The 26,528-nt window shown below is 40.0% G+C and carries 23 protein-coding genes; 11 read left to right on the top strand and 12 right to left on the bottom strand.

The window, feature by feature from the left end; genetic code table 11:
* Positions 1–2 precede the first annotated feature (2 nt).
* A complete protein-coding gene (locus tag M3P19_RS10610; RefSeq protein ID WP_249657644.1) occupies positions 3–3,506 on the top strand; it encodes an efflux RND transporter permease subunit in 3,504 nt (1,167 codons plus the stop codon).
* Positions 3,507–3,576: 70 nt separating this feature from the next.
* Here M3P19_RS10610 and M3P19_RS10605 read toward each other — a convergent pair whose 3' ends face one another.
* Positions 3,577–3,927 carry a toxin-antitoxin system YwqK family antitoxin gene (locus tag M3P19_RS10605; protein WP_249657643.1) on the bottom strand — a complete coding sequence of 117 codons (351 nt, stop codon included), beginning with the start codon at positions 3,925–3,927 and terminating at the stop codon, positions 3,577–3,579.
* A gap of 361 nt (positions 3,928–4,288) precedes the next feature.
* Here M3P19_RS10605 and aspS point away from each other — a divergent pair, with 361 nt between their 5' ends.
* From aspS to M3P19_RS10585, 4 genes are all read left to right on the top strand, one after another.
* On the top strand, positions 4,289–6,040 hold the full coding sequence (gene aspS / locus M3P19_RS10600) for an aspartate--tRNA ligase (protein ID WP_249657642.1): 1,752 nt from the start codon (positions 4,289–4,291) through the stop codon (positions 6,038–6,040).
* A gap of 56 nt (positions 6,041–6,096) precedes the next feature.
* Positions 6,097–7,881, top strand: coding sequence for a chloride channel protein (locus tag M3P19_RS10595; protein ID WP_249657641.1), 1,785 nt, complete (start codon positions 6,097–6,099; stop codon positions 7,879–7,881).
* Entirely contained in the window at positions 7,878–8,141 is a 264-nt protein-coding gene (locus M3P19_RS10590) for a hypothetical protein (protein WP_249657640.1), read from the top strand. The genes M3P19_RS10595 and M3P19_RS10590 overlap by 4 nt, the downstream gene beginning before the upstream one ends.
* Before the next feature lie 79 nt (positions 8,142–8,220).
* Complete coding sequence (locus tag M3P19_RS10585) at positions 8,221–8,415, top strand: cold-shock protein (RefSeq protein ID WP_249657639.1); 195 nt, start codon at positions 8,221–8,223, stop codon at positions 8,413–8,415.
* A 51-nt stretch (positions 8,416–8,466) separates the two neighbouring features.
* On the opposite strand, the gene M3P19_RS10580 is transcribed toward M3P19_RS10585, so the two are convergent.
* Complete coding sequence (locus M3P19_RS10580) at positions 8,467–8,919, bottom strand: nucleoside deaminase (RefSeq protein ID WP_249657638.1); 453 nt, start codon at positions 8,917–8,919, stop codon at positions 8,467–8,469.
* Positions 8,920–9,001: 82 nt separating this feature from the next.
* On the opposite strand from M3P19_RS10580, the gene M3P19_RS10575 reads away from it, so the two are divergent.
* Together M3P19_RS10575 and M3P19_RS10570 are read left to right on the top strand one after the other, a co-directional pair.
* A complete protein-coding gene (locus M3P19_RS10575) occupies positions 9,002–10,765 on the top strand; it encodes a 1-deoxy-D-xylulose-5-phosphate synthase (protein WP_249657637.1) in 1,764 nt (587 codons plus the stop codon).
* An 8-nt stretch (positions 10,766–10,773) separates the two neighbouring features.
* On the top strand, positions 10,774–11,832 hold the full coding sequence (locus M3P19_RS10570; protein WP_249657636.1) for a DUF3078 domain-containing protein: 1,059 nt from the start codon (positions 10,774–10,776) through the stop codon (positions 11,830–11,832).
* On the opposite strand, the gene dgt is transcribed toward M3P19_RS10570, so the two are convergent.
* Entirely contained in the window at positions 11,829–13,184 is a 1,356-nt protein-coding gene (gene dgt, locus M3P19_RS10565) for a dGTP triphosphohydrolase (RefSeq protein WP_249657635.1), read from the bottom strand. The genes M3P19_RS10570 and dgt overlap by 4 nt on opposite strands.
* Before the next feature lie 150 nt (positions 13,185–13,334).
* On the opposite strand from dgt, the gene M3P19_RS10560 reads away from it, so the two are divergent.
* Genes M3P19_RS10560 through M3P19_RS10550 form a run of 3 tightly spaced genes read left to right on the top strand, consistent with a single transcriptional unit; the run spans position 13,335 to position 17,446 of the window.
* Positions 13,335–15,614 carry an inorganic phosphate transporter gene (locus tag M3P19_RS10560; RefSeq protein WP_249657634.1) on the top strand — a complete coding sequence of 760 codons (2,280 nt, stop codon included), beginning with the start codon at positions 13,335–13,337 and terminating at the stop codon, positions 15,612–15,614.
* A gap of 12 nt (positions 15,615–15,626) precedes the next feature.
* Entirely contained in the window at positions 15,627–16,337 is a 711-nt protein-coding gene (locus M3P19_RS10555; protein WP_249657633.1) for a DUF6503 family protein, read from the top strand.
* Entirely contained in the window at positions 16,337–17,446 is a 1,110-nt protein-coding gene (locus M3P19_RS10550; RefSeq protein ID WP_249657632.1) for a glycoside hydrolase family 130 protein, read from the top strand. The genes M3P19_RS10555 and M3P19_RS10550 overlap by 1 nt, the downstream gene beginning before the upstream one ends.
* Before the next feature lie 7 nt (positions 17,447–17,453).
* Here the strand turns inward: M3P19_RS10550 and nadD are convergent, their stop codons facing one another.
* The 6 genes from nadD to M3P19_RS10520 all read right to left on the bottom strand — a co-directional run bounded on the left by nadD (position 17,454) and on the right by M3P19_RS10520 (position 22,145).
* Positions 17,454–18,038: a nicotinate (nicotinamide) nucleotide adenylyltransferase gene (gene nadD / locus M3P19_RS10545; protein ID WP_249657631.1), complete on the bottom strand. Its 585-nt coding sequence runs from the start codon at positions 18,036–18,038 to the stop codon at positions 17,454–17,456.
* Between the two features lies 1 nt (position 18,039).
* Positions 18,040–18,642: a guanylate kinase gene (gene gmk / locus M3P19_RS10540; RefSeq protein WP_249657630.1), complete on the bottom strand. Its 603-nt coding sequence runs from the start codon at positions 18,640–18,642 to the stop codon at positions 18,040–18,042.
* Positions 18,639–19,496, bottom strand: a complete 858-nt coding sequence (locus M3P19_RS10535) for a YicC/YloC family endoribonuclease (RefSeq protein ID WP_249657629.1) — start codon at positions 19,494–19,496, stop codon at positions 18,639–18,641. Before M3P19_RS10535 ends, gmk begins: the two co-directional genes overlap by 4 nt.
* Positions 19,497–19,583: 87 nt before the next feature.
* On the bottom strand, positions 19,584–20,279 hold the full coding sequence (locus M3P19_RS10530) for a 3-keto-disaccharide hydrolase (RefSeq protein ID WP_417953867.1): 696 nt from the start codon (positions 20,277–20,279) through the stop codon (positions 19,584–19,586).
* Positions 20,280–20,346: 67 nt separating this feature from the next.
* Positions 20,347–21,096: a 3-keto-disaccharide hydrolase gene (locus tag M3P19_RS10525; RefSeq protein ID WP_249657627.1), complete on the bottom strand. Its 750-nt coding sequence runs from the start codon at positions 21,094–21,096 to the stop codon at positions 20,347–20,349.
* Positions 21,093–22,145, bottom strand: a complete 1,053-nt coding sequence (locus M3P19_RS10520; RefSeq protein ID WP_249657626.1) for a sugar phosphate isomerase/epimerase family protein — start codon at positions 22,143–22,145, stop codon at positions 21,093–21,095. The genes M3P19_RS10525 and M3P19_RS10520 overlap by 4 nt, the downstream gene beginning before the upstream one ends.
* 245 nt (positions 22,146–22,390) lie before the next feature.
* Here M3P19_RS10520 and M3P19_RS10515 point away from each other — a divergent pair, with 245 nt between their 5' ends.
* A complete protein-coding gene (locus M3P19_RS10515) occupies positions 22,391–22,855 on the top strand; it encodes an ASCH domain-containing protein (RefSeq protein WP_249657625.1) in 465 nt (154 codons plus the stop codon).
* A 44-nt stretch (positions 22,856–22,899) separates the two neighbouring features.
* Here the strand turns inward: M3P19_RS10515 and M3P19_RS10510 are convergent, their stop codons facing one another.
* From M3P19_RS10510 to M3P19_RS10500, 3 genes are all read right to left on the bottom strand, one after another.
* Positions 22,900–24,039, bottom strand: coding sequence for a Gfo/Idh/MocA family protein (locus M3P19_RS10510; RefSeq protein WP_249657624.1), 1,140 nt, complete (start codon positions 24,037–24,039; stop codon positions 22,900–22,902).
* Positions 24,040–24,059: 20 nt separating this feature from the next.
* Positions 24,060–25,226, bottom strand: coding sequence for an MFS transporter (locus tag M3P19_RS10505; protein ID WP_249657623.1), 1,167 nt, complete (start codon positions 25,224–25,226; stop codon positions 24,060–24,062).
* Positions 25,227–25,287: 61 nt separating this feature from the next.
* Entirely contained in the window at positions 25,288–26,517 is a 1,230-nt protein-coding gene (locus M3P19_RS10500; protein ID WP_249657622.1) for a nucleoside permease, read from the bottom strand.
* Positions 26,518–26,528 lie beyond the last annotated feature (11 nt).

Genomic DNA, 26,528 nt, shown 5'->3' with positions numbered 1-26,528 from the left:
ACATGGAAAAAGCAAAAAAGAACGCAAACAAGGAGTTTCGACTCTCATCATGGGCCATTGACAATCCGTCAGTGATATACGTGATGATCGCGATTTTCTTGTTCATTGGTATATCATCCTATTTTTCCATGCCAAGGGAAGAATTCCCTGAAGCCGTGGAAACCAAGATTTACGTGAGCACCATTTATCCCGGAAACACTGCCGAGGATATGGAGCGATTGATCACCGACCCTTTAGAAGAACGTCTTAAAAATGTCAGCAACTTTGTTGAAATGACCTCTACCTCCCAGGAAGATTACTCCATGGTGGTAGTGGAATTTGATGAAGACATTTCAGTAGAAGCTGCAAAACAGGAAGTTAAAGATGAAGTGGATGGGGAGAAGGCCAGCGAGGATTGGCCTGTTTTCAACGATGCCAAGGTAGAACCCACAGTTTTCGACCTTAATCTCGCTGAATCTTTCCCAATTCTGAATGTCAATATCACCGGGGATTATCCCGTTGAAAAATTGAAGGAGTACGCGGAATCCTTGGAAGATGAGATAGAGAATCTTGAGGAAATCAAACAAGTAGACATTCGAGGCGCGCAGGACAAAGAAGTGGAAGTTGCGGTTGACATCAATAAAATGATGGCGGCCAAGGTCAATTTCGATGATGTGATCAATACCATTAAGAATGGAAATATGACCATGTCCGCGGGGAACTTGATTACAAGCGGACAGCGTAGGACCATTCGGATTACGGGGGAAATTGAAAAGCCTTCAGAATTATATGATTTTGTGGTGAAATCGGAAAATGGCGCGGTTTACTTGAAAGATATTGCCCAAGTCACGTTTTCTGAAGAAGACAAAACCACCTACGCCCGCGAAATGGGTGAGAGTGTGGTTATGCTGGATATCAAAAAGCGCTCAGGGAAAAACGAAGTTCAGGCCACTGAAAAGATTAGAGCCATAGTTGCAGCAGCGCAGAAGGATTATTTACCTGAAGATCTGGAAATCACTTTTGCCAATGATAGTAGTAGCAGTACTTTAAATCAGGTAGATGACCTAGTGAACAATATCATATTTGGTATCATCCTAGTGGTAACCGTATTGATGTTCTTCCTTGGGTTTAGAAATGCCCTTTTCGTCGGATTTGCAATTCCGATGTCCATGTTCATGTCCTTCATGATTCTTTCCGCATTAGGTTACACCATGAATACCATGATCTTGTTTGGTCTTATCATGGGTCTAGGTATGTTGGTGGATAATGGTGTTGTGGTTGTAGAAAATGTCTATCGACTTATGGAGCAAGAGGGTATGTCCCGAAAAGAAGCAACCAAAAAAGGTATTGGAGAAATTGCGATCCCGATTATTATTTCAACAGCTACTACGGTTGCAGCTTTCGTTCCACTAGGAATGTGGCCAGGAATAATGGGTGAATTCATGATTTACTTCCCCATAACCCTATCCGTAGTATTGGGATCTTCTTTGTTCGTAGCCATCTTTATGAACTCCATGTTGGTTTCGCAATTTATGGAGTTGGGTGAAAAATTCATTAGTAGAAAACAACTCATTCGATTAAGCATATTACTAGGTGGATTTGGCCTCTTTATAATTGTTGTAGGTGGGCCAATCAGAGGATTGGGTACATTGATGATTGTAGTTGCAGTAATGTTCTGGATCTACAAATACTTTTTAAAACCATTGTCAACACGATTCCAAAAAAACAGCTTGGTACGTCTGGAAAACTGGTATGAAAGACGTCTTAACCATGCATTACGAGGGAGAAATGTATACCTGTATTTTGGTGTTACTATTTTTCTATTGATCGCTGCATTTATGGCTTTCGGGGTTTCAGTAGGTAGCCAACGAACTAAATTGGAATTCTTCCCAGACAATACCCCTAAGGAAATCTATGTCTATATCGAATACCCACAAGGTACCGATATTGAAAAGACCAATAGACTTACCAAAGCCATTGAGGAAAAGGTCTATGCTATTATTGACGAAGAACAATACTTCAAGGATAGTGGTGAAAACTTCTTGGTTGACACCGGAGTTTCCCAAGTAGGTAGAGGAGCAGAAAATCCATTTACAGAAGGAGGGTCTTCTGCAGAAATGCCACACCGAGGTAAAATCACCTTGTCCATGCAGGAATTCAAATTCCGTGAAGGGTGGGATTCTGAAGAATTACGATTGAGGATCCAAAATGCATTGGCCGATGTTTATCCTGGGGTTATCATATCTGTTGAAAAGGATGCAGTTGGTCCTCCGGCAGGATATCCGGTAAATATTGAATTGATAGGTAAAAACTACGATACCTTGATCAGTGTTGCGGAGCGGATGAAAAATTACATCAACTCCAAAAGTGTTGATGGTATGGAAGGCTTAAAGGTTGATGTAAACAAAAGTAGCCCTGGTATGCAAGTGACAGTTGATCGCCAAAAAGCAGGTGAACTTGGAGTATCCGTTGGACAAGTAGGACAGCAACTGCGAAGATCCTTATTTGGAGATAAAGCCGGGGTGTTTAAAAAAGACGGTGAAGATTACGACATCAATGTCCGTTTCAATCAGGATTTACGCTATAACACCAGTGCACTCTTCAATCAAAATATGATTTTTAGGGATCCAGCCACTGGACAAATCAAGGAAATTCCAATCTCTGCGGTTGCCTCACGTAAGAACACTTCTTCATTCAACGCTATCAAGCACATTAATGGGGAACGCGTGGTAACAGTATACTCTGGATTAAAACCAGGTGGTAATGCCAACATTATTGTGGACCAGATCAAGAAAGAAATGGAAAACTTTAAAGGTATGCCTCAAGGAGTTAAAGTTGACTATACTGGGGAATTGGAGGAACAATCCAAACAGCAAGCATTTTTGATGGGTGCATTTTTTGCAGGATTAGGCTTGATCATGTTGATTTTGGTATTCCAATTCGGGGGTATCTCAAAACCGGCAATTATTATGATGGCGATATTCCTGAGCTTTATTGGTGTGTTTGGTGGATTAGTAGCAACAGGATGGCCTTTTGTGATCATGATGACCATGATGGGTATTATTTCCTTGGCAGGTATTGTAGTGAATAACGGTGTTGTACTGTTGGACTACACGCAAATCTTGATTGACCGCAAGAAAGTAGCCTTAGGAATTTCCGATGAAGAATTACTGACGCGTGACGAAGTTACTGAAGCCATAATCAAAGGAGGTAAAGCAAGGCTACGACCCGTTATTTTGACGGCGATAACCACGGTATTGGGATTAATACCTTTGGCAACTGGCTTAAACATCAATTTTGTGTCCTTGTTTGGACGATTTGACCCACAAGTCTATGTTGGTGGGGACAACGTAATATTCTGGGGGCCTTTGGCCTGGACGGTAATTTTTGGATTGATTGTGGCTACCTTCTTGACCCTAATCATTGTACCGGTGTTGTTTAACATCGTATACCGTATAAAGATTAGAATTAGAGGACGAAGAAAACCTTCACAAGAAAGCAAACCGCAATTAGATAGGGCAGCATAGCCAAATCGATTTTATGGTATAAAAAAAGCCCCGGCAATGCCGGGGCTTACTATTTAAACACACTATTGGATTATTTGTCCACGGAAACAACTTCCGATTGATTCCAATTTTTTACATTGACCATTCTGTTGGCCACAAAATCAACCTCTTTTAAAATTTCATCTTCCCAAAAAAACCACTTCCCTGATTTTTTACCTTCAACATATTTACCAGAGGCAATTTTCTTTCCATCAGTATTATACATAAACCACTGTCCATGTAATTCATTATTTAGGAAATATCCTGTTTGGGCTATCTCTCCGTTTTCGTGAAAATATGTAGCTTTTACTACTTTCCCCACTTTTTCAAAAGTCGGTTCTGTAGCTTGCGCATTTATTGAAACCGAAAACATCACTGCCAAGAATAATATTGCTGTCTTCATATATATGGGTTTTTTATTATAGAGTTTTGCCTTAATAACGATATAAAGTTACCATTATTTTACTTTTAATACATAATTATCTAACTTTTTATTTACATTAATTTTACATTAAACTTGTATTCTTTTGATTATATGTGTTTTACATTTTTACACATGCATCATTAAATCGATAAAACGCTTCGATAAACTGCATCAACCGAATGTATATTTTAGGTTATGTGATGTTTTTCTAAATGTAAACAACCTTAAAAAACAGCGCTCAAACAAATAAACTATTCCTAGTCAATTGAATTAGAAAATCCATATATCTGACAATAAATCGTGACATTACCATTAAATTTGCCCCGCTATAAGAAAAGTCATGTATAGAAGTACTACTTGTGGGGCTTTACGAGCTTCCAATATCGATTCAGAGGTTATTTTAAGTGGATGGGTCCAAAAGGTTCGCGATAAGGGATTTGTTGTTTGGGTAGATCTTAGAGATCGTTACGGGATTACCCAATTGGTATTGGATCAAGACCGTACGGCAAAGGATCTCCTAGAAAAAGCAAAGGAATTAGGCCGCGAAACGGTTATCCAAGTAAAAGGGCAAGTTATTGAAAGGGCTTCCAAAAATGCCAACATTCCAACTGGCGACATTGAAGTTCTGGTACATGAACTTCACATATTGAATGAATCCATATTACCTCCATTTACCATTGAAGATGAAACCGATGGCGGTGAAGATTTACGGATGAAGTATCGGTATTTGGACATTCGAAGAAATCCAGTTAAAGACAACCTGATCTTTAGGCATAAAGTGACCATGGAAGTCCGAAAATATTTATCGGACCAAGGTTTTATTGAAGTTGAAACACCATACCTGATAAAATCCACTCCAGAAGGTGCTAGGGATTTTTTAGTGCCTAGTAGAATGAACGAAGGTCAATTTTACGCACTTCCACAATCCCCCCAGACTTTTAAGCAATTGCTTATGGTTGGCGGCATGGACAAGTACTTTCAAATTGTAAAGTGTTTTAGGGATGAGGACTTAAGAGCGGATAGACAGCCAGAATTTACGCAGATAGATTGCGAAATGGCATTCGTGGAACAAGAAGATATCTTGAATGCCTTTGAAGGTTTAACCAAACATCTTTTAAAAGAAATCCACGGCTTGGAAACTGGTGATTTTCCGCGTATCACATTTGATGAAGCCATGAGGCGATTTGGTAACGATAAACCGGATATTCGTTTTGGAATGGAGTTTGGGGAATTGAATACCGTGGCACAACATAAAGAATTCAATGTATTCAACACCGCAGAATTGGTGGCAGGCATTGCCGTACCTGGAGGTGCATCATACACCAGAAAGGAAATCGATAAACTTATAGACTGGGTTAAGCGTCCACAAGTGGGTGCCAAGGGAATGGTCTATGTAAAATGCAACGATGATGGGTCATTTAAATCTTCTGTAGACAAGTTTTATGACCAAGACGATTTATCTAAATGGGCGGAAGTTACCGGTGCCAAGGCTGGTGATTTGATCTGTGTTCTTTCCGGCAATACCAATGAAACGCGATCTCAGCTGAGCGCATTGCGGATGGAACTGGCTGAGCGACTTGGGTTAAGAAAACCAGATGAGTTTGCGCCACTATGGGTCATTGACTTTCCATTATTGGAATTGGATGAAGAAACTGGTATATACCATGCCATGCACCATCCTTTTACATCACCAAAACCTGGTCAATTGCAATTGTTGGAAACAGAACCAGGTAATGTAAAGGCAAATGCTTACGATTTAGTCCTCAATGGAAACGAAATTGGAGGTGGTTCTATTCGAATCCATGACAAGGATATACAGGCCACAATGTTCAAGCATCTTGGTTTTACGCCGGAAGAGGCCAAAGCCCAGTTCGGATTTTTAATGGATGCGTTCCAATATGGCGCACCCCCACATGGCGGAATCGCTTTTGGGCTAGATCGATTGGTTTCCATACTTGGTGGCCAGGAAACCATTAGGGATTTTATTGCTTTCCCTAAGAACAATAGCGGTAGGGATGTGATGATAGATGCTCCGGCAAACATTGATGATGATCAATTAAAAGAACTCCATCTAAAACTGGACTTGGAATAACATGAATCCCGCCTTTGAGCGGGATTTTTTAATACTTTTAAGTGTAGAACACTCCCATGCCCGGTAAAAAGAAAAATCTACTCACCCGATTTCTTAAGTGGCGATATAAGAATATCTCCAACAAGACCTTTGTCCAAATTATGAGTGTCATCGTCGGGTTTTTGGCAGGGTTGGCCGCAGTGACACTTAAAAACATCACCTATTTTATTCAAGCTGTTTTAGAAGGAGGGATTGTGATCTCTCAAAATCAACTTTATTTTATTTTACCGGTTTTTGGCTTGACCTTGGTGTATCTATATGTAAAGTTCGTACATAAAAGGCCGATACAGCATGCGGTTTCCTCCATAATTTTTGCCTTATCAAAAAAGGGTGGTCTATTAAGCGTTAAAAACATATACACCCCTTTAATAGCAGCGCCATTGACCGTAGGATTTGGGGGTTCCGTTGGATTATTGGGACCAGCAGTTAAATCGGGTTCCGCTATAAGTTCCAATTTAAGTCGACTGTTTCATTTAGAGCCCAAAACAAGATCACTTTTAGTAGCATGTGCTTCTGCAGGGGCCATCTCTTCAATTTTCCAATCGCCCATTGCGGCAATAATTTTTGCCGTTGAAGTGTTTACCTTGGATTTGACCATGTTATCCATGTTGCCGTTATTATTGGCATCCATCTCTGGTGTACTTACCTCCTACTTCTTTTTGGGCAATGAAGTCTTGTTCAGTTTTTCACTTTCCGAAGGCTTTGAACTCAAGGATACACTATTCTATATTTTACTTGGCATTGGAACTGCTTTCGCATCAATCTATTTCACCAAAATGTATTTTGCTATTTTGGATTTTTTCAAACGCTTTAGAAGTCCCAAATACAAATTATTAGTAGGGGGAATCGCTATAGGAATCATGTTATATGCAATTCCACCGCTTTATGGTGAAGGGTTTAGTTTTATCAATAACCTATTGGAGGGCAAGCATCTGGATGCCTTAGGGAATACACCTTTCGACAATTACACCCATAACATCTGGGTGGTAATAGCCTTGCTTTTCGGCATTACAATTTTTAAGGCTATTGCCATGACAGCCACTTTTGCTGCCGGTGGTGCAGGCGGAATCTTTATTCCAACCATGGTAATGGGGAGTGCACTAGGTAACGTTGTTGCCAAGGTGATAAATAACCTAGGGTTTGGGTTTGAAGTATCCGAAAGCAATTTTACATTAATTGGGATGGCGGGGCTTATTGCCGGAGTTATCCATGCCCCATTGACCGCTATATTCCTGATTGCAGAAATCACAGGGGGCTATCAGTTGTTTGTACCACTTATGATAACGGCATCCATATCATTTTTAATTACAAAAAATGCATTGGACTATACCATTTACACCAAGGAATTAGCCAAGATTGGGGCATTGCTCACGCATAACAAAGATCAAATGGTTTTAGGATTGATGGAAATGGAGGATGTGATCGAAACCAATTTTAAGTCTGTGCAACCAGAGATGACATTAGGCGAAATGCTGCACCAATCTGTGTCTAAATCCACACGGAACATTTTTCCCGTATTAAATGAGAACCAGAAACTTATGGGTATCATCGTGCTGGACGATATACGTGAATTTATGTTTGACAATGAGCTTTACGGAACTTTGTTTGTGAAAAACTTGATGCACGCTCCGCCCGAACATATCTTTTATGACACCGACAATATGAAGCAGGTCATGCAGAAATTTCAGGACAGTGGTGCGTGGAATCTTCCAGTAATCAAAGAAGGGAAATATGTAGGGTTTATATCAAAATCCAAATTACTGACCGCATATCGCAGGAAGCTAATCAATTACACCCGATGAAATTGAAGTTCAAACATTTAATCGTAATGGTGGTAATGGCCTCTATTGGCTCCATCATTTATGGATTCAATATTAAAGAAGAAAACCTATCCAAAGCCAATAAATATATTGGGGCGGGAACGGCAGGTTTGTTCCTCTTGGCTATGCCCTTATTCCTTTATAAAGAGAGCAAAGGTAAAAACATGAAAGATTACATGCTTACCAAGGAGAATATTAAAAAGATGCAGGATAAGGAAGGGGAAAATGCTGGAAATCAATAATTTTCTTAAGATTTAAACCTGATTTCACCAGACTAGAAATAAAATAAACTACTTTAGTACTTTAACAATACATAATTAAATGACTGGCACAGTAAAATTTTTCAATGGATCTAAAGGTTATGGGTTCATAACAAACGACGAAACAGGAAAAGACATTTTTGTTCATGTTACAGCATTGAACGGAGTGGAACTGAACGAAGGTGACAAAGTAGAATACGAAGAAGAAGAAGGAAGAAAAGGAATGGTTGCTGCACAAGTGCAGGTAATCAGCTAATAATATTTTATTTTGAAAGTACAGAACCCTGATGTTTTACATCGGGGTTTTTTAATTTAAGTTCCTTCGTTGGATAAAGAAGCGTTTCAACATTTCTGAAGATTCGTTTTCCAATATACCACCAACAACATCCGTTTTTGGGTGTAAATGCCCTCCCATAACTTTATACCCTCTTTCCAAATCAGGAGCACCATACACTACTTTCGAAATTTGGCTCCAATACAAAGCCCCTGCACACATTTGACAAGGTTCTAGGGTCACATAAAGAGTGCAGCCGTGTAAATATTTCCCTCCTAAAAAATTAGATGCCGCAGTTATGGCCTGCATTTCTGCGTGGGCGGTTACATCATTTAGACGTTCTGTTAGATTGTGTGCCCTTCCAATAATCCGATTTTCAACCACGACAATGGCACCAACAGGAACTTCACCATTTTCAAAAGCAATTTCCGCCTCCTGAAGCGCTTTCTTCATGAAATATGTATCGTCAAATGGATTATCTACCATTACCAAAGGGAATTTTCATTAAGAAGGCTAATCTACACATAAATCATATTTGAGAATATGGGTATTTTTGTTTTTTAATTTCTTGAAAGCACTTTTAACACATATCAACTCTCCAAAAGACCTTAAAAAACTATCACTTGAGCAACTCAATTTGGTAGCCAAGGAACTTAGGGATTTTATCATTGATATTGTAGCCACAAAAGAGGGACACCTCGGTGCAAGTCTTGGCGTTGTGGAACTTACAATTGCATTACATTATGTTTTTGATACCCCTGAAGATAAATTGATTTGGGATGTGGGTCATCAAGCCTACGGACATAAAATACTGACCGGCAGAAAGGAAATTTTTGAAACCAATAGGCAAAAAGATGGTATTAGTGGTTTCCCAAAACGCAGTGAAAGTGAATACGACGATTTTGGAACCGGCCATAGTTCTACCGCTATCTCTGCCATTCTTGGTATGGCCATGGCTTCAAAACTTCAAGGTGAAGCCTCCAAACAACACATTGCCGTAGTTGGTGACGCCTCCATTGCAAGTGGAATGGCCTTTGAAGGATTGAACCATCTAGGAGTTTCCGATGTGAATGCCTTAATCATCTTAAATGACAATGCTATTGGCATAGATCCATCAGTGGGCGCATTAAAAAAGTACCTGACCAATGTTAAAGCAGGTACGGCTAAAGATGAAAATATTTTTGAATGTCTAAACCTCAACTATTCCGGACCGTTGGACGGGCATGATCTAACTGCCCTGATAGCTGAGTTAGAACGTCTCAAAGCTTTAGAAGGCCCAAAGCTTCTGCATGTCATCACTACAAAAGGCAAAGGTTTGAAAAAAGCCGAAGAGGATCAAGTGGTTTACCATGCACCTGGAAAATTTGACAAACACACAGGAGAACGTTTACAAAAACAACAACAAAACCTTCCGCCAAAATACCAAGATGTTTTTGGACATACATTGGTAGAACTTGCCTTGGAAAACGAAAAAATAATTGGAATTACTCCTGCAATGCCTACAGGAAGTTCTCTAAAATTCATGATGGAAGCAATTCCAGAACGCGCTTTTGATGTTGGCATAGCGGAGCAGCATGCGGTTACCTTGGCAGCTGGAATGGCCTCTCAAGGATTGATTCCTTTCTGTACTATTTATTCTACTTTCCTTCAAAGGGCCTATGACCAGGTCATCCATGATGTAGCCTTGCAGAATTTGCCAGTAATTTTCTGCTTGGACAGGGCTGGTCTTGTAGGTCAAGATGGTCCAACCCATCATGGCGTTTTTGATATGGCCTACCTCCGGTGTATCCCTAACCTTAAGGTATTTGCTCCAATGGACGAAATGGAGCTCCGGAACATTATGTATACCGCACAACAAGGTATTTCAAGCCCACTTGCCATACGATATCCTCGAGGCAGGGGACATAACGTACAGTGGAGAAATGAATTCCAACCTATTGAAATTGGCAAAGGACGCTGTCTTAAAAAAGGTTCGCGAATTGCAGTATTGACGATTGGACATATGGGAAATTTGGTCCCATCAATCTTAGAAAAAGTGGAATCCACGGAAGAAATTGGGCATTATGATATGCGATTTGTGAAACCGTTGGATGAACCGCTTCTACATGAAATTTTTGGCACCTATGATCAAATAGTAACGTTGGAAGATGGATGCGAAACAGGTGGATTCGGATCTGCCATCTTGGAATTTGCCAACAGAGAAAAATTCAACAAAGCTGTTAAGATTTTTGCGATACCTGATAACTTTGTTGATCATGGAACAATAGCTGAAACACATGCCATGGCTGGTATAGATTTTGATGCTATTCTTTCTTTTATTAAATCAACCTAAAAACCAAAATGCGACCAACCTTAATTCTCGTCTTTTTCATCTTATTTTCTCTTTCATTGCAGGCGCAAGTCAACAGATTGCCGTCATTTGAACGCGATAGTGTGGAGGAGCAATTCCAAGTCATCAAAATAAAGGATGTCAAACTTAAATATCTGACTCGTGCTGCCAAGTTAACAGATCCGCGAACACCATTGAACAGGGTAAAACCCTTATTGAAGAAATTCAAAAAGTTTGTTCCTCAGTCTTTTTGGACCAAAACCAACGAACTTGGAATGAACATCAATGAAGTAGCCTTTGTGAATTGGAATGCTGGTGGTGACAATTCTATTTCTGCACTTGCTAACGCCCGATTTACAAGAAATTACAAATTCCGATACCTCACATGGAACAACGATTTAAGATTACGTTATGGTCTTAATGCACAAGAAGGAAGACAACTAAGAAAAACAGATGATCAAATCAGGATTTCATCAACTTTTGGTTTTAGAAAAGATACGATAACCAATTGGTACTATTCGGTGAAGGCAAATTTCAATACTCAGTTTTCCAATGGTTTTAAATATCCAGACAGGGAAACTCCGATTTCAAGATTTATGTCCCCGGGTTATCTCTTTTTAGGGGCAGGAACCTCATACATCCCAGATGGCAAGAAGTTTAATCTCTACATTTCGCCAGTTACTCAAAAGGCAACTTTTGTTTTGGATGAGGCGTTATCCAATCAAGGTGCTTTTGGTGTAGATGCAGGGGAGCATTTATTTATGGAACTTGGATTTTTAGTAACCAATACTTGGGAAAAGGAAATCTTGAAAAATGTTCTGATGAATCATCGATTAAGTCTTTACACGGACTATTTGTTGAGTTTTGGAAATGTGGATGTGGATTGGGAATTGAACTTCAATCTAAAGGTCAACAAATACATCAAAACAAACATTGGAACACATTTGATTTATGACGATGACATTAAGTTTGACGAGGTGGTAGCAGAAGACGGTACCATCATTGATCCTGGCATAGCCAAAATTCAATTCAAACAATTGCTGGGCGTGGGACTCTCTTACGCGTTCTAAAACTCCCTACCCGTAAGTTTATTATGAAGATGCACAGCAGCACTATCTGATAAGCTAGCGACATAACAACTGGTATCCAACAAGATCTTATATAAAGAGCCTGAAGTGTTTCTATAATTTTCGGGTAAACTCTTTAAAAGTAGCCTGTCATAATTGGTGCTAAGCCCATTTTTAATATTTAATAAGGCGGATGTGTATATGTCTAGAATGTCAGATATAATGCGGTAGCCCGCTAATTCTTTATCTATGACTTCCTGTGATTGGTATACCTTTTCCACACTCAGCTTAATGATATCATCTATTTGTGCCTGGTATTTTCCTTTGTCCAAAAGCGCACAGTCAAATTTTCCAGTAAGTATCGCTTCCGAATTTACATCGAACACTTCAACGGCATCCTTGATCAACGTATTTATGGCCAAAGCCCGCAAATAACTTAGACGGTCACTGGAACTTTGAATGGCATTGTATTTTTTGGTATTGATATTTTCCTTCACAAGATTGATCAAGTATTCCAAGGCATATTCTTCGGGAATCAACCCAAGATTTATTCCATCTTCAAAGTCAATGATGGTATAACAAATATCATCAGCAGCTTCAACTAAATAGGTCAATGGATGGCGGAAATATCCTTCTGGATTGTTCTCATTTGACAACAGCCCAATTTCATTAACAACATCCTTAAATACCTCCTGTTCTGATTGAAAATATCCAAATTTTTTGTCTGCAATATGTTTTGAAGGTCGCTTTGGCAAAGATGCTTTTGGGTATTTCATAAAAGTTCCCAGCGTTGCATAGCTTAAACGCAAACCACCCGGCACACCATCTTTGGATTCTGTCAATAACTTAAACCCATTTGCATTTCCTTCAAAATCAACCAAGTCTTGATATTGCTCTGGCGTTAGATCAGCTTTGTGTTTTTTTCCCGGCCCTTGAGCAAAGAAATTGCCAATGGACTTTTCTCCACTATGACCAAACGGAGGGTTGCCAATATCATGGGCCAAAGCTGCAGCGGCCACTATGGCCCCAAAATCATTGAATTTATACCCATGGACTTCCTCTAAATAGGGATGTTTCTCCAATATGCGTTGCCCAGCAATCCTTCCTAAGCTTCTCCCCACAACAGAAACTTCCAAACTATGTGTAAGCCTCGTATGTACAAAGGACTTTTTAGATCCAACACTAATAGGCATTGGCACCACTTGGGTTTTATCCTGAAGACTTCTAAAAGCAGAGGAGAATATAATGCGGTCAAAATCAACTTCAAATCCCAGTCGTGTTTCGTCTTGTTCTTTACGCAATCTCTTATGCGTATCCCCGAATCTTTTTAGAGAAAGTAGGCGTTCCCAATCCATAGGTTTTGTTGTTTGTGACGAAGATATGTCAAAAGATAAATCCATTAAGGCAATTCTATAGATAATTGGAAGTTAACTCGCCATATTTGGTAACACTTTGTTAACTTCATTCCGAAATTATAATGGCATTTTTGCCATATTTCTTTAATAATGGGGGAGAATATCTACATTTTCATGGTTGTTGCCCTAGGAATTTTGGCAATAACCGATTTAGTAGTTGGTGTGAGTAATGATGCAGTGAATTTCTTGAACTCTGCCATTGGCTCCAAAGCCATTTCTTTTAGAACTATCATGATCATTGCAAGTATTGGCATCGCTTTTGGAGCAATGTCATCCAGTGGTATGATGGAAGTTGCACGAAAAGGTATTTTCAATCCGGGAGAATTCGTATTTGAAGAAATCATGTTCATTTTCATGGCCGTCATGATAACGGATATACTCTTGCTCGATTTCTTCAACACATTGGGTATGCCCACCTCCACAACAGTGTCTATTGTCTTTGAACTTTTAGGTGCCTCCGTTGCAATTTCATTGATTAAAATCATTGATTTGGACGGCGGTTTTTCCGATTTGGCCAATTACATCAATACCGATAAAGCAGCGGAGATAATTTTTGGGATTCTTTTATCGGTTTTCATTGCCTTTACTATTGGGGCCATTGTTCAATTCATATCCAGGTTATTGATATCATTTGATTATAAGGATAAATCCAAATGGGTTGAATCCATCTTTGGTGGTCTGGCCATAACGGCAATTATTTACTTCATTCTGGTAAAGGGCTTGAAGAGTGCTGCGCTTTTCGATGATTCGGTTTCCGAATTCGTTGCTACCCAACCGGAATTGTTCATTCTGGCCAACATAGTGGTTTGGACTTTGTTGTCTTGGGTTACCGCTAATTTTCTTAAATGGAATATTTATAGAGGGGTCATCGCCTTTGGAACCTTTGCACTGGCAATGGCTTTTGCAGGAAATGATCTGGTGAATTTTATTGGTGTCCCTATTGCCGCCTTACAATCATTTCAAGATTGGCATGCGTCAGGCGTTGCGGCTTCCGAATTCAACATGAACGGTCTCTCAGCAGCTGTACAAACACCAACATTATTGCTATTACTATCTGGCGGTATCATGGTCATCACCTTATGGTTCTCCTCCAAAGCCAAAAGTGTAGTAAAAACAAGTGTGGATTTATCAAGACAGGATGAAGGTGATGAACGATTTCAACCTAATTATCTATCCAGACAAATTGTAAAACTGAGCATCGCTACGTTTGAAAATTTATCAAAAGTAATCCCACCTTCTTTACAAAAAAGAGTGGATAAGCAATTTATAATCCCCTACACTTACGTTCCAAAAAGCAAAGTACAGGACATGCCAGCTTTTGATATGGTTCGTGCGTCCGTGAACCTTATGGTTGCTTCGGTTTTGATTTCCATTGCTACCTCAATGAAATTGCCGCTATCCACTACATATGTCACGTTTATGGTTGCCATGGGTACATCATTGGCGGATCGTGCGTGGGGCGCTGAGAGTGCCGTATACAGGGTTGCCGGGGTATTGAATGTAATTGGCGGATGGTTCTTCACAGCCCTGAGTGCTTTTGCGGCAGCGGCAATTATCGCTTATTTCTTGCATCTAGGCAAATTCATAGCTCTAGTGTTATTATTGGCCGCAGCGGCAGTTATTTTGCTTCGGAATTATATGTCGCACAATAAAAAGACCAAGGAAATTAAGGCAGAGGATAGTTTAAGAAGAGCCGAAAGTAGTTCCATCCAAGGTGTTATTGAAGAAAGTGCAGATAATATTGGGAATATGATCAAAAGGAGTAATCGAATTTACACCAACTCCATCAATGGTCTTGCCCGACATGATATCGAGACGCTCAAAAAGAATCGCAAAGGGGTAAATAAACTCTCTAAGGAAATTGAAGACCTTCAAAACAATATCTTTTATTTCATCAAGAATTTGGATGAATCCAGTGTTGGTGGAGCGAGTAATTTTTACATCAGTCTTCTCGGACATCTCCAAGATCTTTCACAATCCTTGGAATATGTATCGACCTTGGGATACAAACACGTTCATAACAATCACAAAAAACTGAAGTACACCCAGATTAAGGAATTAAAGGAATTGGATGCTTCTCTGGAGCGATTGTTTTCGGACACCCAGAATATATTCCAGTCCCGAACTTTTGAAAAAATCGGGGGTATTCTGACCAGTAAGGATGAGATGTTTGATTTGGTTTCCGATAAGATTGAAAAGCAAGTTGCACGAACACGTACAGAGGAGTCCAGTCCAAAAAACACTACCTTGTACTTCTCTTTACTTTCAGAAAGTAAAGATCTTATTAAATCAACAATGAAGCTTTTAGAGCTTTATTACGCAGAACATGATAGCAGCGTTGAACCTGCTAGAGTTCAAAAACCAAATTAAAACCAATTGCATATGCGTTATTTTATTCTGCTGCTACTTGTGCTATGCAGCAAGCCTGTTCTTTCCCAAGAATTAACGGCAACTGAAGTGTTGGATAAGTCTATTGAATTCCACGACCCCAATGGCCAATGGAAACAATTCAACGGATCATTCGAAATCATTATGGAAACACCCAACTCCAGTGATCGCTTAAGTACAATTGAATTAAATATTCCAAAAGAACAATTTATACTTGCGGTATCAAAAGATGATACTAACTACGCCTATTCCTTTGATAAACAGAATTGCACCATAACTTTAAATGGAAGCAGTGAGATATCGGATAAAGACAAAGAAGAGCTTCGTTTAAATTGTGATCGTGGTCTTATGATGCGTAATTATTATACCTATCTATACGGGTTACCCATGAAAATGAAAGATCCCGGCGCCCATTTAGATCCTAAAGTAGACAAAAAGACTTTTAAAGGGAAAGAATATCTTGTATTAAAAATTACCTATGATGAAAATGTAGGTAAAGACGTTTGGTACTTCTATTTTGACCCTGCCACATATGCCATGGAAGTTTATCAATTTTATCATGATGAACAAAAGGGTGATGGTGAGTATATTCTGTTGGAAGGCTTGGAAGGGATTCATGGCGTAAAAATGCCTAAAACGCGGGCTTGGTATTATAACAAGGATGATAAATACTTGGGTACGGATGTTTTGAAAGCCTCTCGATAATGAAGGTCAAAAGAATTCCATTTGTGGTATTGATTTTTGCCTGTCTGCAATCATCAGCTCAAGAAATGGAGAAATCGTGGATGTTAGGTCCTTTTCTTCGTCCGGAGAATGCCCAGCCCATCATCCAGAAAAACTTGGAATCTTCCTTTATTGACCCAATTTCTGGCGACAAGGTTTATTGGGAGTCTATGGCAGCTTTTAATCCTGCAGCTATTGTAAAAGAAAACAAAATCCATGTTTTATATCGAGCTGAGGAACACTTAGGTGAAAAGGAAATCGGGGGGCATACTTCAAGAATTGGTTTGGCCACCTCAAAAGATGGTTTGCACTATAACTCAGTAAAGGAACCGATATTCTATCCTAAAAAAGATAATCAGCAGCGAAATGAATGGCCCGGTGGCACTGAGGATCCAAGAATCGTTGAAACTAAAGAAGGATTGTATGTGCTCACTTATACCCAATGGAATCGTAAAGTTCCAAGATTGGCAGTAGCCACTTCCCAAAACCTTTCCGATTGGACCAAACACGGACCAGCGTTTGCAAAACACAAAAACGGTAAGTATTTGGATTTGGAGACCAAATCAGGTGCTATTATCACCGAATTAAAGGATGGAAAGTTGGTTGCCGCTAAAATCAATGGTACATACTGGATGTATTACGGTGTTCCACATGTCTGGCTTGCGCACTCTAAAAACTTGATTGATTGGACCCCTCTTGAAAACTACGAAGGCCACTTAACTCCTGTTTTAAGTCCACGACCAGGTTATTTTGATTCATGGCTTGTTGAGGCCGGCCCACCACCCTTACTTACTAAAAATGGGATTGTGGTATTGTATAATGCTGGAAACTCACAAAACATTGGTGTAAAAGAATTAGGTAATAGAGTTTATACCGGAGGCCAAGCTTTGTTTGATTCCAAAGAACCCTGGAAACTATTAGATCGTTGCAGCACACCATTTATTAAACCAGAATTGCCATTTGAAAAATCAGGGCAATATAAAGATGGGACTACTTTTTTAGAGGGATTGGTCTTCTTTGAAGGAAAATGGCATCTGTATTATGGAACAGCGGATAGTATGGTTGGTGTTGCCATCAGTAAGAATCCGTGACTTCGCTTTAGCGATAAAAATTCATCTCATCCATATATTTCCATACCGCATCAGGGAGTAATGGCCTTACATTTTTACCCTGTTTAATCGCCTTTCGTATAAAGGTTGAAGATATTTCCATTATCGGGGCATCTATCCGTTCAATTTTTGGGTGCTCCATAAATTGATGTTCAACGACCCCTTGTGAAATTCTAGGATAGCAATAGATAGAATGATTCTCTAATATGGTTTCATAGTTTTTCCATTTATGAAAGCTCTTCAAGTTGTCCTCTCCCATTATCAAAGCAAATTCATGATCCTTGCCAAACTGCTCTTCTAAATGCACTAGCGTATTTACCGTGTAATTGGGTTGCGGTAAATCAAACTCAATCTTGCTTGGTTTCAATTTTGGATAAAACTGTACGGCTTCAAAAACCATCTGATATCTATGGTTGTTGTCTAAAAGCGATTGCTTCGTTTTAAAAGGGCTTTGCGGGGTAATAACAAACCAAACCTCATCAAGTTCAGAAAACTCCACCATATGGTTTGCTATGGCCAAATGACCAATATGTATAGGGTTAAAGGTTCCGAAGTAGAGACCTACCTGTTTCATGTTAAGATTCCTCTTCTATATTTGCTCCTTTTGCGCCAACAAATTCAGCGACCAATTGATGGGCTTCTTCTAAAGCTACATCCAAATCATAATTTTTGATCACGTTATCAAATTGTGGTGCGGTCGCCAATTCTACAGATGCTTTTGCAACGCGCATATTGATTTTGTCATCGCTTTCCGTGCTGCGTTTTTTGAGCCTGATTTTAAGTTCATCAACACTTGGTGGCTTCACAAATACCGCCAATGTCTTTTCTGGAAACTTCTTTTTTATTCTGAGGCCACCAACCACATCGATATCAAAGATGACATTCTTCCCTTCTGCCCATAGACGTTCGATTTCGCTGTTCAAAGTCCCATAAAAATTGTCCCGGTAAACCTCTTCCCATTCCAAAAAGTCGCCGTCTTTTATATGCTGTTTGAAGTCCGAAGTGGACATGAAGTAATAATTGATTCCATCTTTCTCCTCTCCGCGTTGCGGTCTTGAAGTTGCAGAAACAGAAAAGGCCAAATTAAGTTCTGGCTGTTTCAAAAGATGTCTTACAATTGTAGTTTTACCACTACCAGATGGGGCAGAAAATATAATGAGCTTACCTCCTTTTTTCATAATACGTTCAGCATTTGCTCCTTTATCTTTTCCAACTCATCCTTCATCTGTACCACCAATTGTTGCATTGGTGCATAATTGGCTTTCGAGCCAATCGTATTGATCTCCCTACCTATTTCCTGAGCAATGAAACCAAGCTTTTTCCCATTGGAATCTTTGGACATCAGTGTGGTTTCGAAATACTTCAAATGATTGTCCAAACGTACCTTTTCCTCGGTGATATCGTACTTTTCCAAATAGTAAATCAGCTCTTGTTCAAATCTATTGGCATCAACGTCAACCTTAAGCTCTGCAACAGCACGCTCCAATCGTTCACGTACGGTATTCAGTCGCTCTGGGTCCATATCCCTAACCTCTTGAAGCAAGACATTCAAGGCCTTTAATCGAGACAGAAAATCCTGCTCTAGTACTTTTCCTTCTTCACTACGGAATTTGGAAATTTCGCTAAGCGCCTGTTTCAATGCGGTGAGTATGGCATTATATTCCTCCGCATCAATATCATTTTTATCTGTTTTCAGCGTATCCGGCATTCTTAGTGCAAGTTCCATCAGTTTCAAATCATCACCTCCTGCAATGTTTGAAAGTTGTTGCATGTACTTTTTTACAACGCCTTGGTTTACCTCTGCGCTAGATTCTTCTCCTGTAATTTCTACATAAAGACTCAAATCCACCTTGCCACGAACCAACACATCTGCAATCATTTTTCTGAGCTCCAATTCCTTTTCGCGATAAGCTTGAGGAATCCTGGCATTGATATCCAGGTTTTTACTGTTTAGGGATTTGATTTCAATGGTTATTTTTTTGGAAGGCAGTTGTATAACATGCTTCCCAAAACCGGTCATGGATTGAATCATACGGAATGATTAAATTTTGGCAAAGGTAATTAAATTAGGATAGGAGCCATGCTATAGCAAGGCGTTGAGGCTTAGGGAAGCCAGCAATCAATCCAACTCCCTCACCCAAATATTTCGGTAACTGACCCTACTATTATCCCTGTGATCCTGCAAAATCAATGGAGCCTTTCCATGAGGTACATAGGTTGGCCATCCTATATATTCCGAAGGACCCTCTATTTCAAAATGATCCTGAATCAAAACACCATTATGCAGTACTGTAATAGTGGCTGGTTTTACAATGTTACCCCCTTTACTGAATTCCGGCGCATGGAATATGATATCATAAACATTCCATTCACCGCTGGGCACAGAGGCCATGGCCAAAGGCACTGATTGTTTGTATATAGACCCTACTTGCCCATTGACATACGTATCATTGTCATTGTTATCTAAAACCTGGACTTCGTACAAGCCCTGCAGGAACACACCGCTGTTGGCCCTGTTTTGCCCATCTCGCTGTACTTCAGCTGGAGAACGCCATTCTATATGCAGTTGAACGCTACCAAAGTTTTTCTTGGTTTGTATGTTTCCTGTTTTATCCTTCACCGTCATACTTCCGTCTCCGTTTAAGTGCCACTGTACAGCAGTACTGTCAGTAGCGCTTATCCATTGATCAAAATTGGACCCATCAAAAAGAACAATGGCATCACTTGGTGCTGCCCCATTTATACCCGGGGTAACTTTTGGCGGTACAGGTTCATAAAATTCCGTTGCTTTAGGATCTGTTGGCTCCTCTTGCATTTGGCCATAAAAAGTTGTCGCTGAAAACAAAATCGCCAGCAGTACTAGTTTAGAGGGTTGGGACATGCTATAATTCTTTTATCTTAATGTTTCTGTAAGCAACAATATCTCCATGATCTTGAAGCCCAATTTTTCCAGTTTTAAAAACCCCAAAACCTTCCCAATCGGCAAATTTGGAATCTGCAACCATTGCATCCCAAGCCTCTCCGTGTACTGGGAATTCAACAATTTTTGAGCCATTTAAAATAACATGACCGGCGTTGGATTCATGGTCAATTTGAATTTCCACCATATTCCATTCCCCAGCAGGTTTAACTGCCTTTGTTGAAGGTGCGATCATATCGTAAAGCGCTCCAGCTTGATGGGTGGTGCCATTTTTAGCATCAGGATGTCCGTCATCATCCAATACTTGGATTTCTGGACCTGTTTGATACGGTTGTCCGAATTTTTCTTCCTCACTGATTCCCCAAAAAATCCCGCTATTGCCTCCTTCGGAAATTTTCCATTCCAAAGAGAGTACAAAATTGGTATAATCTTTATCAGTGACAATATTATAACTAGCACCTTCTGGTCTGTCGCTAGGTGGATAGAATACCATAGCTCCATCTTCCAATTTCCATGGCTCAGTTACGCCTTCTGCATTGTAGAAATGCCAGCCATCAAATGAATTTCCGTCAAATAAGGTGGTCCATTCATCAGCAACTTGTTCCTGTGTGTCTTCTGCACTGACTTCCTGCGTTTCAGTTGCGGCTTCTTTGGCCTTTTCCTTGCATGAAAATGCAAGCAATAGAACCATAATGATTCCTATTTTTTTCATAATCCCAATATTCTTTTAAGTTTCTCTTTATCCGTTGCTGCACCGGCAAAATCATCAAATGTTTTGGTAGTGGCTTCAATTATATGGTCTTGAATGAACTTAGCGCCTTCTCGTGCACCTTGTTCCGGACTTTTAATACAACACTCCCATTCCATTACGGCCCACACATCACATCCATATTGCGTTAATTTTGAGAATATGGTTTTAAAATCTATTTGACCATCTCCTAAAGAACGGTATCTGCCTGCGCGATCTCCCCAATCATTAAATCCACCAAAAGCACCTTTTTTTCCTGTTGGGTTGAATTCTGAATCCTTTACGTGGAACGACTTTATGAATTCATGGTAATGATCAATGTATGTGATATAATCAAGTTGTTGCAAAACAAAGTGACTTGGGTCGTAGAGGATGTTAACTCGTTTGTGATTGCCCGTCGCTTCCAGGAAGCGTTCAAAAGTATCTCCGTCATGAAGATCTTCCCCAGGATGGATTTCATAACAGACATCAACTCCTTCTTCATCAAAATGATTCAAAATGGGCATCCATCTTTTGGCTAGTTCTTCAAAACCCATTTCTACCAGACCTGGTGGTCGTTGCGGCCATGGGTGCCAAGTGTGCCAAAGTAGCGCCCCAGAAAAGGTTGCATGAGCGGAAATACCCAATCGTCTGCTTGCGGTTGCCGCTTTTTTAACGGTTTCCACCGCCCATTCGGTTCGGGCTTTTGGGTTGTTTTTTACAGAATCGGGTGCAAAATTATCGAACATGATATCGTATGCAGGATGAACCGCCACCAATTGTCCTTGTAAATGTGTGGAGAGCTCGGTTATTTCCAATCCATAGGAATTGATTTTCCCTTTTAACTCATCACAGTAATCCTGGCTTTCCGCTGCCTTGTCCAAATCGATTAAAAACGATTCCCAGGTAGGTATTTGGATACCTTTGTATCCTAGGTCAGATGCCCATTTGCACATGCCATCCAAAGTGTTGAACGGTGGCTGACTATCCACAAATTGCGCTAGAAATACGGCTGGACCCTTAATTGTTTTCATGCTCAATGCTATATTAAGTTTTAGTTGTTCGTTAAAATTGTATGATTTATCCTCTATATTTAAGAAATAACCGAGGATGTTTTTATCTTCCGTACGGAAAGTTATAAATATAGGGATAAGCCCTCAATTAAAATAGAACATTTATTAGTGAAAATGTGGGAATTGAACGGTTGATGCACACACCGAATCCGTTAACAAATCAACTTCCACATTGTATAACCATTTAATTTTCTAAAATACCTACTATGGAAAATGCTTCTGCCCGCAATTTATGGGGCGATTTTTTGGACGCACATTTGGAATTCGCCTCTGAAGATGCACCAAAGGTGATTCATTTCTGCGATAATGAAAAAGATGCGGATACCTGTGCTGATTTAGTGTGCAAGGATATTAAACGCGCCACATCTCACTCCTTGTTAGGAATGCAGTACCGTCAGGAAACCCTACCTAAAATCGGTGATTTTTCAGTGGTTACGGATTGGGCTGGAAAAGCTAAATGTGTAATACGGACCACTTCCGTAAAATTAGTACCCTATTTTGCCATTCACGCTGAGCACGCAAGGTTGGAAGGCGAAGGAGACAAAAGCCTAGAACATTGGCAAAAATCACATTGGGATTATTATACAAGAGAGTTGTCCGAATTCAATAGGACGCCAAGGGAAAGCATGATAGTGGTCTTCGAACGTTTTGAAAAAGTGTATCAAAGATAATGGCCGCCAATAGCGGCCATCTATAATTCCTGTTGATTTTTTAGCTACGAATCAAGCTCCACCCAAACATTGCCTTGTTTGTGTGATGCAACGGTACTTTCGATAAAATTCATCCCTCGAACGCCGTCTTGCATCGTTGGGAATTCACCATCGTTATAGTCCTCTCCACGAATAGCCCGGGCAGCACCCAAATAAATATTCGCCATAGAATCAAAAATACCTTCAGGATGTCCAGCTGGTATTTTCGAGGCTTTTAGTGACAATTCAGAGTTATATGCATGTCCTGGTTTATAGACCTGCAACGGCTCGGTATCACTCATTTTGTAGAGGAAATTTGGCTTTTCCTGCTCCCATCTGAACGCCCCTTTTTCACCGTAGATTGCAATTGCCAGTCCATTTTCTTCGCCCGTAGCAACTTGACTAGCTCTTACTACTCCTTTCACATGTTTATCCATACGAATCAATACCGTACCATCAACGTCCATTTGATTATCATCATACAGATAATTGAAATCACATAAGACAGATTTTATCTTCAATCCTGTAGTGTACTCGATTAAATTGGAAGCATGGACTCCTATATCCCCAATACAAGAACTGATTCCAGCTTTTGTTGGGTCTAAACGCCAAACCGTTGAGCGTTTTTCCTTGTCGTGGATTACGGTGTTGATCCATCCTTGATAGTATCTAGCATCTACTTTGTGGATATTACCCAGAGCTCCCGCTTTGATCATTTCGCGCATTTGACGTACCATGGGATAACCCGTGTAAGTGTGCGTCAAAGCAAAGACTTTTCCAGATTTCTGATGTACTTCTTGTAGGGTTTTTGCTTCCTCGTAATCCATGGTCATTGGTTTTTCGCAAATCACATGAAACCCATTTTCCAAGAGCTTTTTCGCCATTGGATAATGCAGGAAGTTAGGTGTAAGTACAGAGCATACTTGAATACGCTCATCCTCTGGCAATTTCAGCTCCTCTTCCACCAATGTGTCAAAGTCCTTATAAATTCTGTTCGTGGGAACGTCAATTTCTTTCGCAAAGTCCAAACTCTGCTCATGGTCAGGATTAAAAACCGCTCCTACAATTTCATAATTGTCATTGATAAAGGAGGCTACCCTATGAAGCACACCAATCAATGAATCTCCACCACCACCGATAATACCTAATCTAATTTTCTTTGGCATCTATTTATGTTTTTAACTGCTTATGTATTTGATGTTCTTTTTTTCATGTAAATATAGAGGCCTATGAATGCCGCTATCAAAATTGCTGGTAAGATTGACATTGTTCGTAATGCTTCCATGGCATTGGCATCATCCATTAATTTTCCCATGAGCGGCAAAACTACAGAAACAGACAACATTCCTGCACCACCCATTATTGATAATCCCAATGCTCCAGTTTCAGGGAGATATTCTGCAACAAAACCAAGCATTGTTGGCCAGAAAAAAGTAACTCCTACAGCGAAAACAGCAGCCGCCGCAAATGTCATTCCACCGCTGGTGATTGTCAATAACCAAAGCCCTATAAAGGTGAAAATTGCCGAAAACAAGAGCATCCCCGCTGGTTGTAATTTATGAATTACCTGACCTGCAAATGCCCTGCCTAAAGCCATAATCCCATTAATGAATGCAAGCACCAACAAAGGTACAGCCACTGATTCCTTTAGCAATGACTCTATACGTTGGGTCGTTCCCAATTCTGACGCAGCTGTTAAAAACATGCACAAAACCATAAAAATGAATAGTGGCTTGCCTAGACTTGCTATCATTTTCTTGTTACTTACGCCCATTTGAACACGCTCAGTAACCGGAAAGTTCTGACCCCTAAACATTAATCCGTAAATAACCAGTGGAATAAATAAAACACCGACCATTATCTGCCAGCTAAGCCCCATAACGTCCATAACGAGCCAGCCTATGAGTGAGCCAATGACAATTCCGCCTGGAAACCAAACATGGAACCGATTGAGCATTTTTGTTTTATTTTTTGAATACATGGAAGCAATCATTGGATTGAGGGCCGCCTCGACCATACCGTTGCCTATTCCAACAAATAAAGTCGCCAAGAATAATGACGTTTGATCTTTTGCCAAAATAGTCCATGTAATTCCGATGGCATGTGTAACAAATGCCATCCATGTTATCTTTTTTATTCCAAGGGAATCAACTAAGGGCCCTCCAATAATCATTGCAATTGTAAATCCCCAAAATGCAGGTGTAAAAGCCCATCCTATTTGCTCCAAGGTAAGACCAACACCTTCAGGACCAAAAACTGTTTCCAATCTTGCTCTTATGGCAAAGGTCATTGAAGTGACCAAAAGTGCCACACAAGAAGCCAAAAACAGCCTATTCTTATTTATATTTTCCATGTTCAGTTAATATTGGTTAATTAAGGTTTATTAGATACTTCTTCCTTCTTAAATTGGTTAATTAAGGTTTATAAGATACTTCTTCCTTCTTAAAAAAGAGGGTAAATAAGAGTAAGACAACAAATGCGAATACAGCAGGGATTATCCAAACATTTTCCCAGTCATGTAGGTTTTCAGAAATCAAATACATTTCCGCAACTTTTCCTGCTATCCAGAACCCGATCAGCATTCCCACTCCATAAGTAGCAAGAGTGATTAACCCCTGCGCCGCACTTTTGTATTTCTCCCCCGCTTTGGTATCTGTATATATTTGACCGGATACAAAAAAGAAATCATAGCATATCCCATGAAGCGCGATACCGATGATAAGCATGAATGCCAATTCTCCGGCATCACCATAAGCAAACAAAAGATATCTTATAGTCCAAGCCAACATGCCCGCCATGATGGTCTTTTTAAAGCCAAACTTTTTAAAGAAAAAGGGTAACAAGAGCATGAACAATACTTCAGAAGCTTGTCCCAAAGTCATTTTTCCGGTTGGATTGGATAATCCGATTTCCGCCAAAAATGGATTCGCATTTTGATAATAGAAGGCTAGTGGAATGCAGATTAGAATCGAGGATATAAAGAAAATTAAAAAATTCTTGTCTTTTAAAAGCTTTAGGGCATCCAACCCCAACATGCTGTAGAGTGTGACTTTTTCACCTTTTTGAACTCTTGGAGGGGTTTTTGGCAGTGTAAAACTAAATACCCCCAAAAGAGCGGAAGCACAGGCAACCATCAGGAAAGTGTACTTCAACATACCCGATTGAATTCCTTCTGGAGAATCCCATAGAAACACGTAACTGATAACCAACCCAGCTACGATCCAACCTATGGTACCAAATACTCGTATAAACGAAAACTCCTTGGAGGGATCTGTCATTTGGTTGAAGGAAATGGAATTGACCAAAGCCAAAGTTGGCATGTATAAAATCATATAACCCAATACATAAGGATAGAAAACGGAAAAATCCGTGGTATGGAACATAAGGTATAGCAACACAGCACCTAACAAATGCAGGATTCCTAAAATCCGTTCTGCGTTGAAATATCTATCTGCTATCAAACCGATTATGAATGGAGCAATGATCGCCCCCCAGGATTGAGTGGAAAACGCTATGGCAATCTCACCATCGGTTGCACTAAGGTTATTGCCCAAGAATGTGCCCAAGGTCACAAACCATCCACCCCAAATAAAGAATTCCAAAAACATCATGAACGAAAGCTGAAACCTTGTCACGTTCTTCATAACTGCACTTA

Source organism: Flagellimonas spongiicola (genome assembly GCF_023502425.1).
Taxonomy (GTDB): Bacteria; Bacteroidota; Bacteroidia; order Flavobacteriales; family Flavobacteriaceae; genus Flagellimonas; species Flagellimonas spongiicola.
This window is presented reverse-complemented; position numbering and strand designations above follow the sequence as displayed.

What these genes read in the sequence shown, in the direction of transcription:
- M3P19_RS10530 (WP_417953867.1), bottom strand. Translation starts at nt 20,279, where the DNA reads ATGCAAGAGGAGCCAACAGATCCTAAAGCAACGGAATTTTATGAACCT.
- M3P19_RS10510 (WP_249657624.1), bottom strand. Translation starts at nt 24,039, where the DNA reads ATGCCAAAGAAAATTAGATTAGGTATTATCGGTGGTGGTGGAGATTCA.
- M3P19_RS10500 (WP_249657622.1), bottom strand. Translation starts at nt 26,517, where the DNA reads ATGAAGAACGTGACAAGGTTTCAGCTTTCGTTCATGATGTTTTTGGAA.
- gmk (WP_249657630.1), bottom strand. Translation starts at nt 18,642, where the DNA reads ATGAAAAAAGGAGGTAAGCTCATTATATTTTCTGCCCCATCTGGTAGT.
- M3P19_RS10590 (WP_249657640.1), top strand. Translation starts at nt 7,878, where the DNA reads ATGAAATTGAAGTTCAAACATTTAATCGTAATGGTGGTAATGGCCTCT.
- aspS (WP_249657642.1), top strand. Translation starts at nt 4,289, where the DNA reads ATGTATAGAAGTACTACTTGTGGGGCTTTACGAGCTTCCAATATCGAT.
- M3P19_RS10550 (WP_249657632.1), top strand. Translation starts at nt 16,337, where the DNA reads ATGAAGGTCAAAAGAATTCCATTTGTGGTATTGATTTTTGCCTGTCTG.
- M3P19_RS10560 (WP_249657634.1), top strand. Translation starts at nt 13,335, where the DNA reads ATGGGGGAGAATATCTACATTTTCATGGTTGTTGCCCTAGGAATTTTG.
- M3P19_RS10580 (WP_249657638.1), bottom strand. Translation starts at nt 8,919, where the DNA reads ATGGTAGATAATCCATTTGACGATACATATTTCATGAAGAAAGCGCTT.
- M3P19_RS10595 (WP_249657641.1), top strand. Translation starts at nt 6,097, where the DNA reads ATGCCCGGTAAAAAGAAAAATCTACTCACCCGATTTCTTAAGTGGCGA.
- M3P19_RS10535 (WP_249657629.1), bottom strand. Translation starts at nt 19,496, where the DNA reads ATGATTCAATCCATGACCGGTTTTGGGAAGCATGTTATACAACTGCCT.
- M3P19_RS10515 (WP_249657625.1), top strand. Translation starts at nt 22,391, where the DNA reads ATGGAAAATGCTTCTGCCCGCAATTTATGGGGCGATTTTTTGGACGCA.
- nadD (WP_249657631.1), bottom strand. Translation starts at nt 18,038, where the DNA reads ATGAAACAGGTAGGTCTCTACTTCGGAACCTTTAACCCTATACATATT.
- M3P19_RS10610 (WP_249657644.1), top strand. Translation starts at nt 3, where the DNA reads ATGGAAAAAGCAAAAAAGAACGCAAACAAGGAGTTTCGACTCTCATCA.
- dgt (WP_249657635.1), bottom strand. Translation starts at nt 13,184, where the DNA reads ATGGATTGGGAACGCCTACTTTCTCTAAAAAGATTCGGGGATACGCAT.
- M3P19_RS10570 (WP_249657636.1), top strand. Translation starts at nt 10,774, where the DNA reads ATGCGACCAACCTTAATTCTCGTCTTTTTCATCTTATTTTCTCTTTCA.
- M3P19_RS10555 (WP_249657633.1), top strand. Translation starts at nt 15,627, where the DNA reads ATGCGTTATTTTATTCTGCTGCTACTTGTGCTATGCAGCAAGCCTGTT.
- M3P19_RS10605 (WP_249657643.1), bottom strand. Translation starts at nt 3,927, where the DNA reads ATGAAGACAGCAATATTATTCTTGGCAGTGATGTTTTCGGTTTCAATA.
- M3P19_RS10505 (WP_249657623.1), bottom strand. Translation starts at nt 25,226, where the DNA reads ATGGAAAATATAAATAAGAATAGGCTGTTTTTGGCTTCTTGTGTGGCA.
- M3P19_RS10525 (WP_249657627.1), bottom strand. Translation starts at nt 21,096, where the DNA reads ATGAAAAAAATAGGAATCATTATGGTTCTATTGCTTGCATTTTCATGC.
- M3P19_RS10585 (WP_249657639.1), top strand. Translation starts at nt 8,221, where the DNA reads ATGACTGGCACAGTAAAATTTTTCAATGGATCTAAAGGTTATGGGTTC.
- M3P19_RS10520 (WP_249657626.1), bottom strand. Translation starts at nt 22,145, where the DNA reads ATGAAAACAATTAAGGGTCCAGCCGTATTTCTAGCGCAATTTGTGGAT.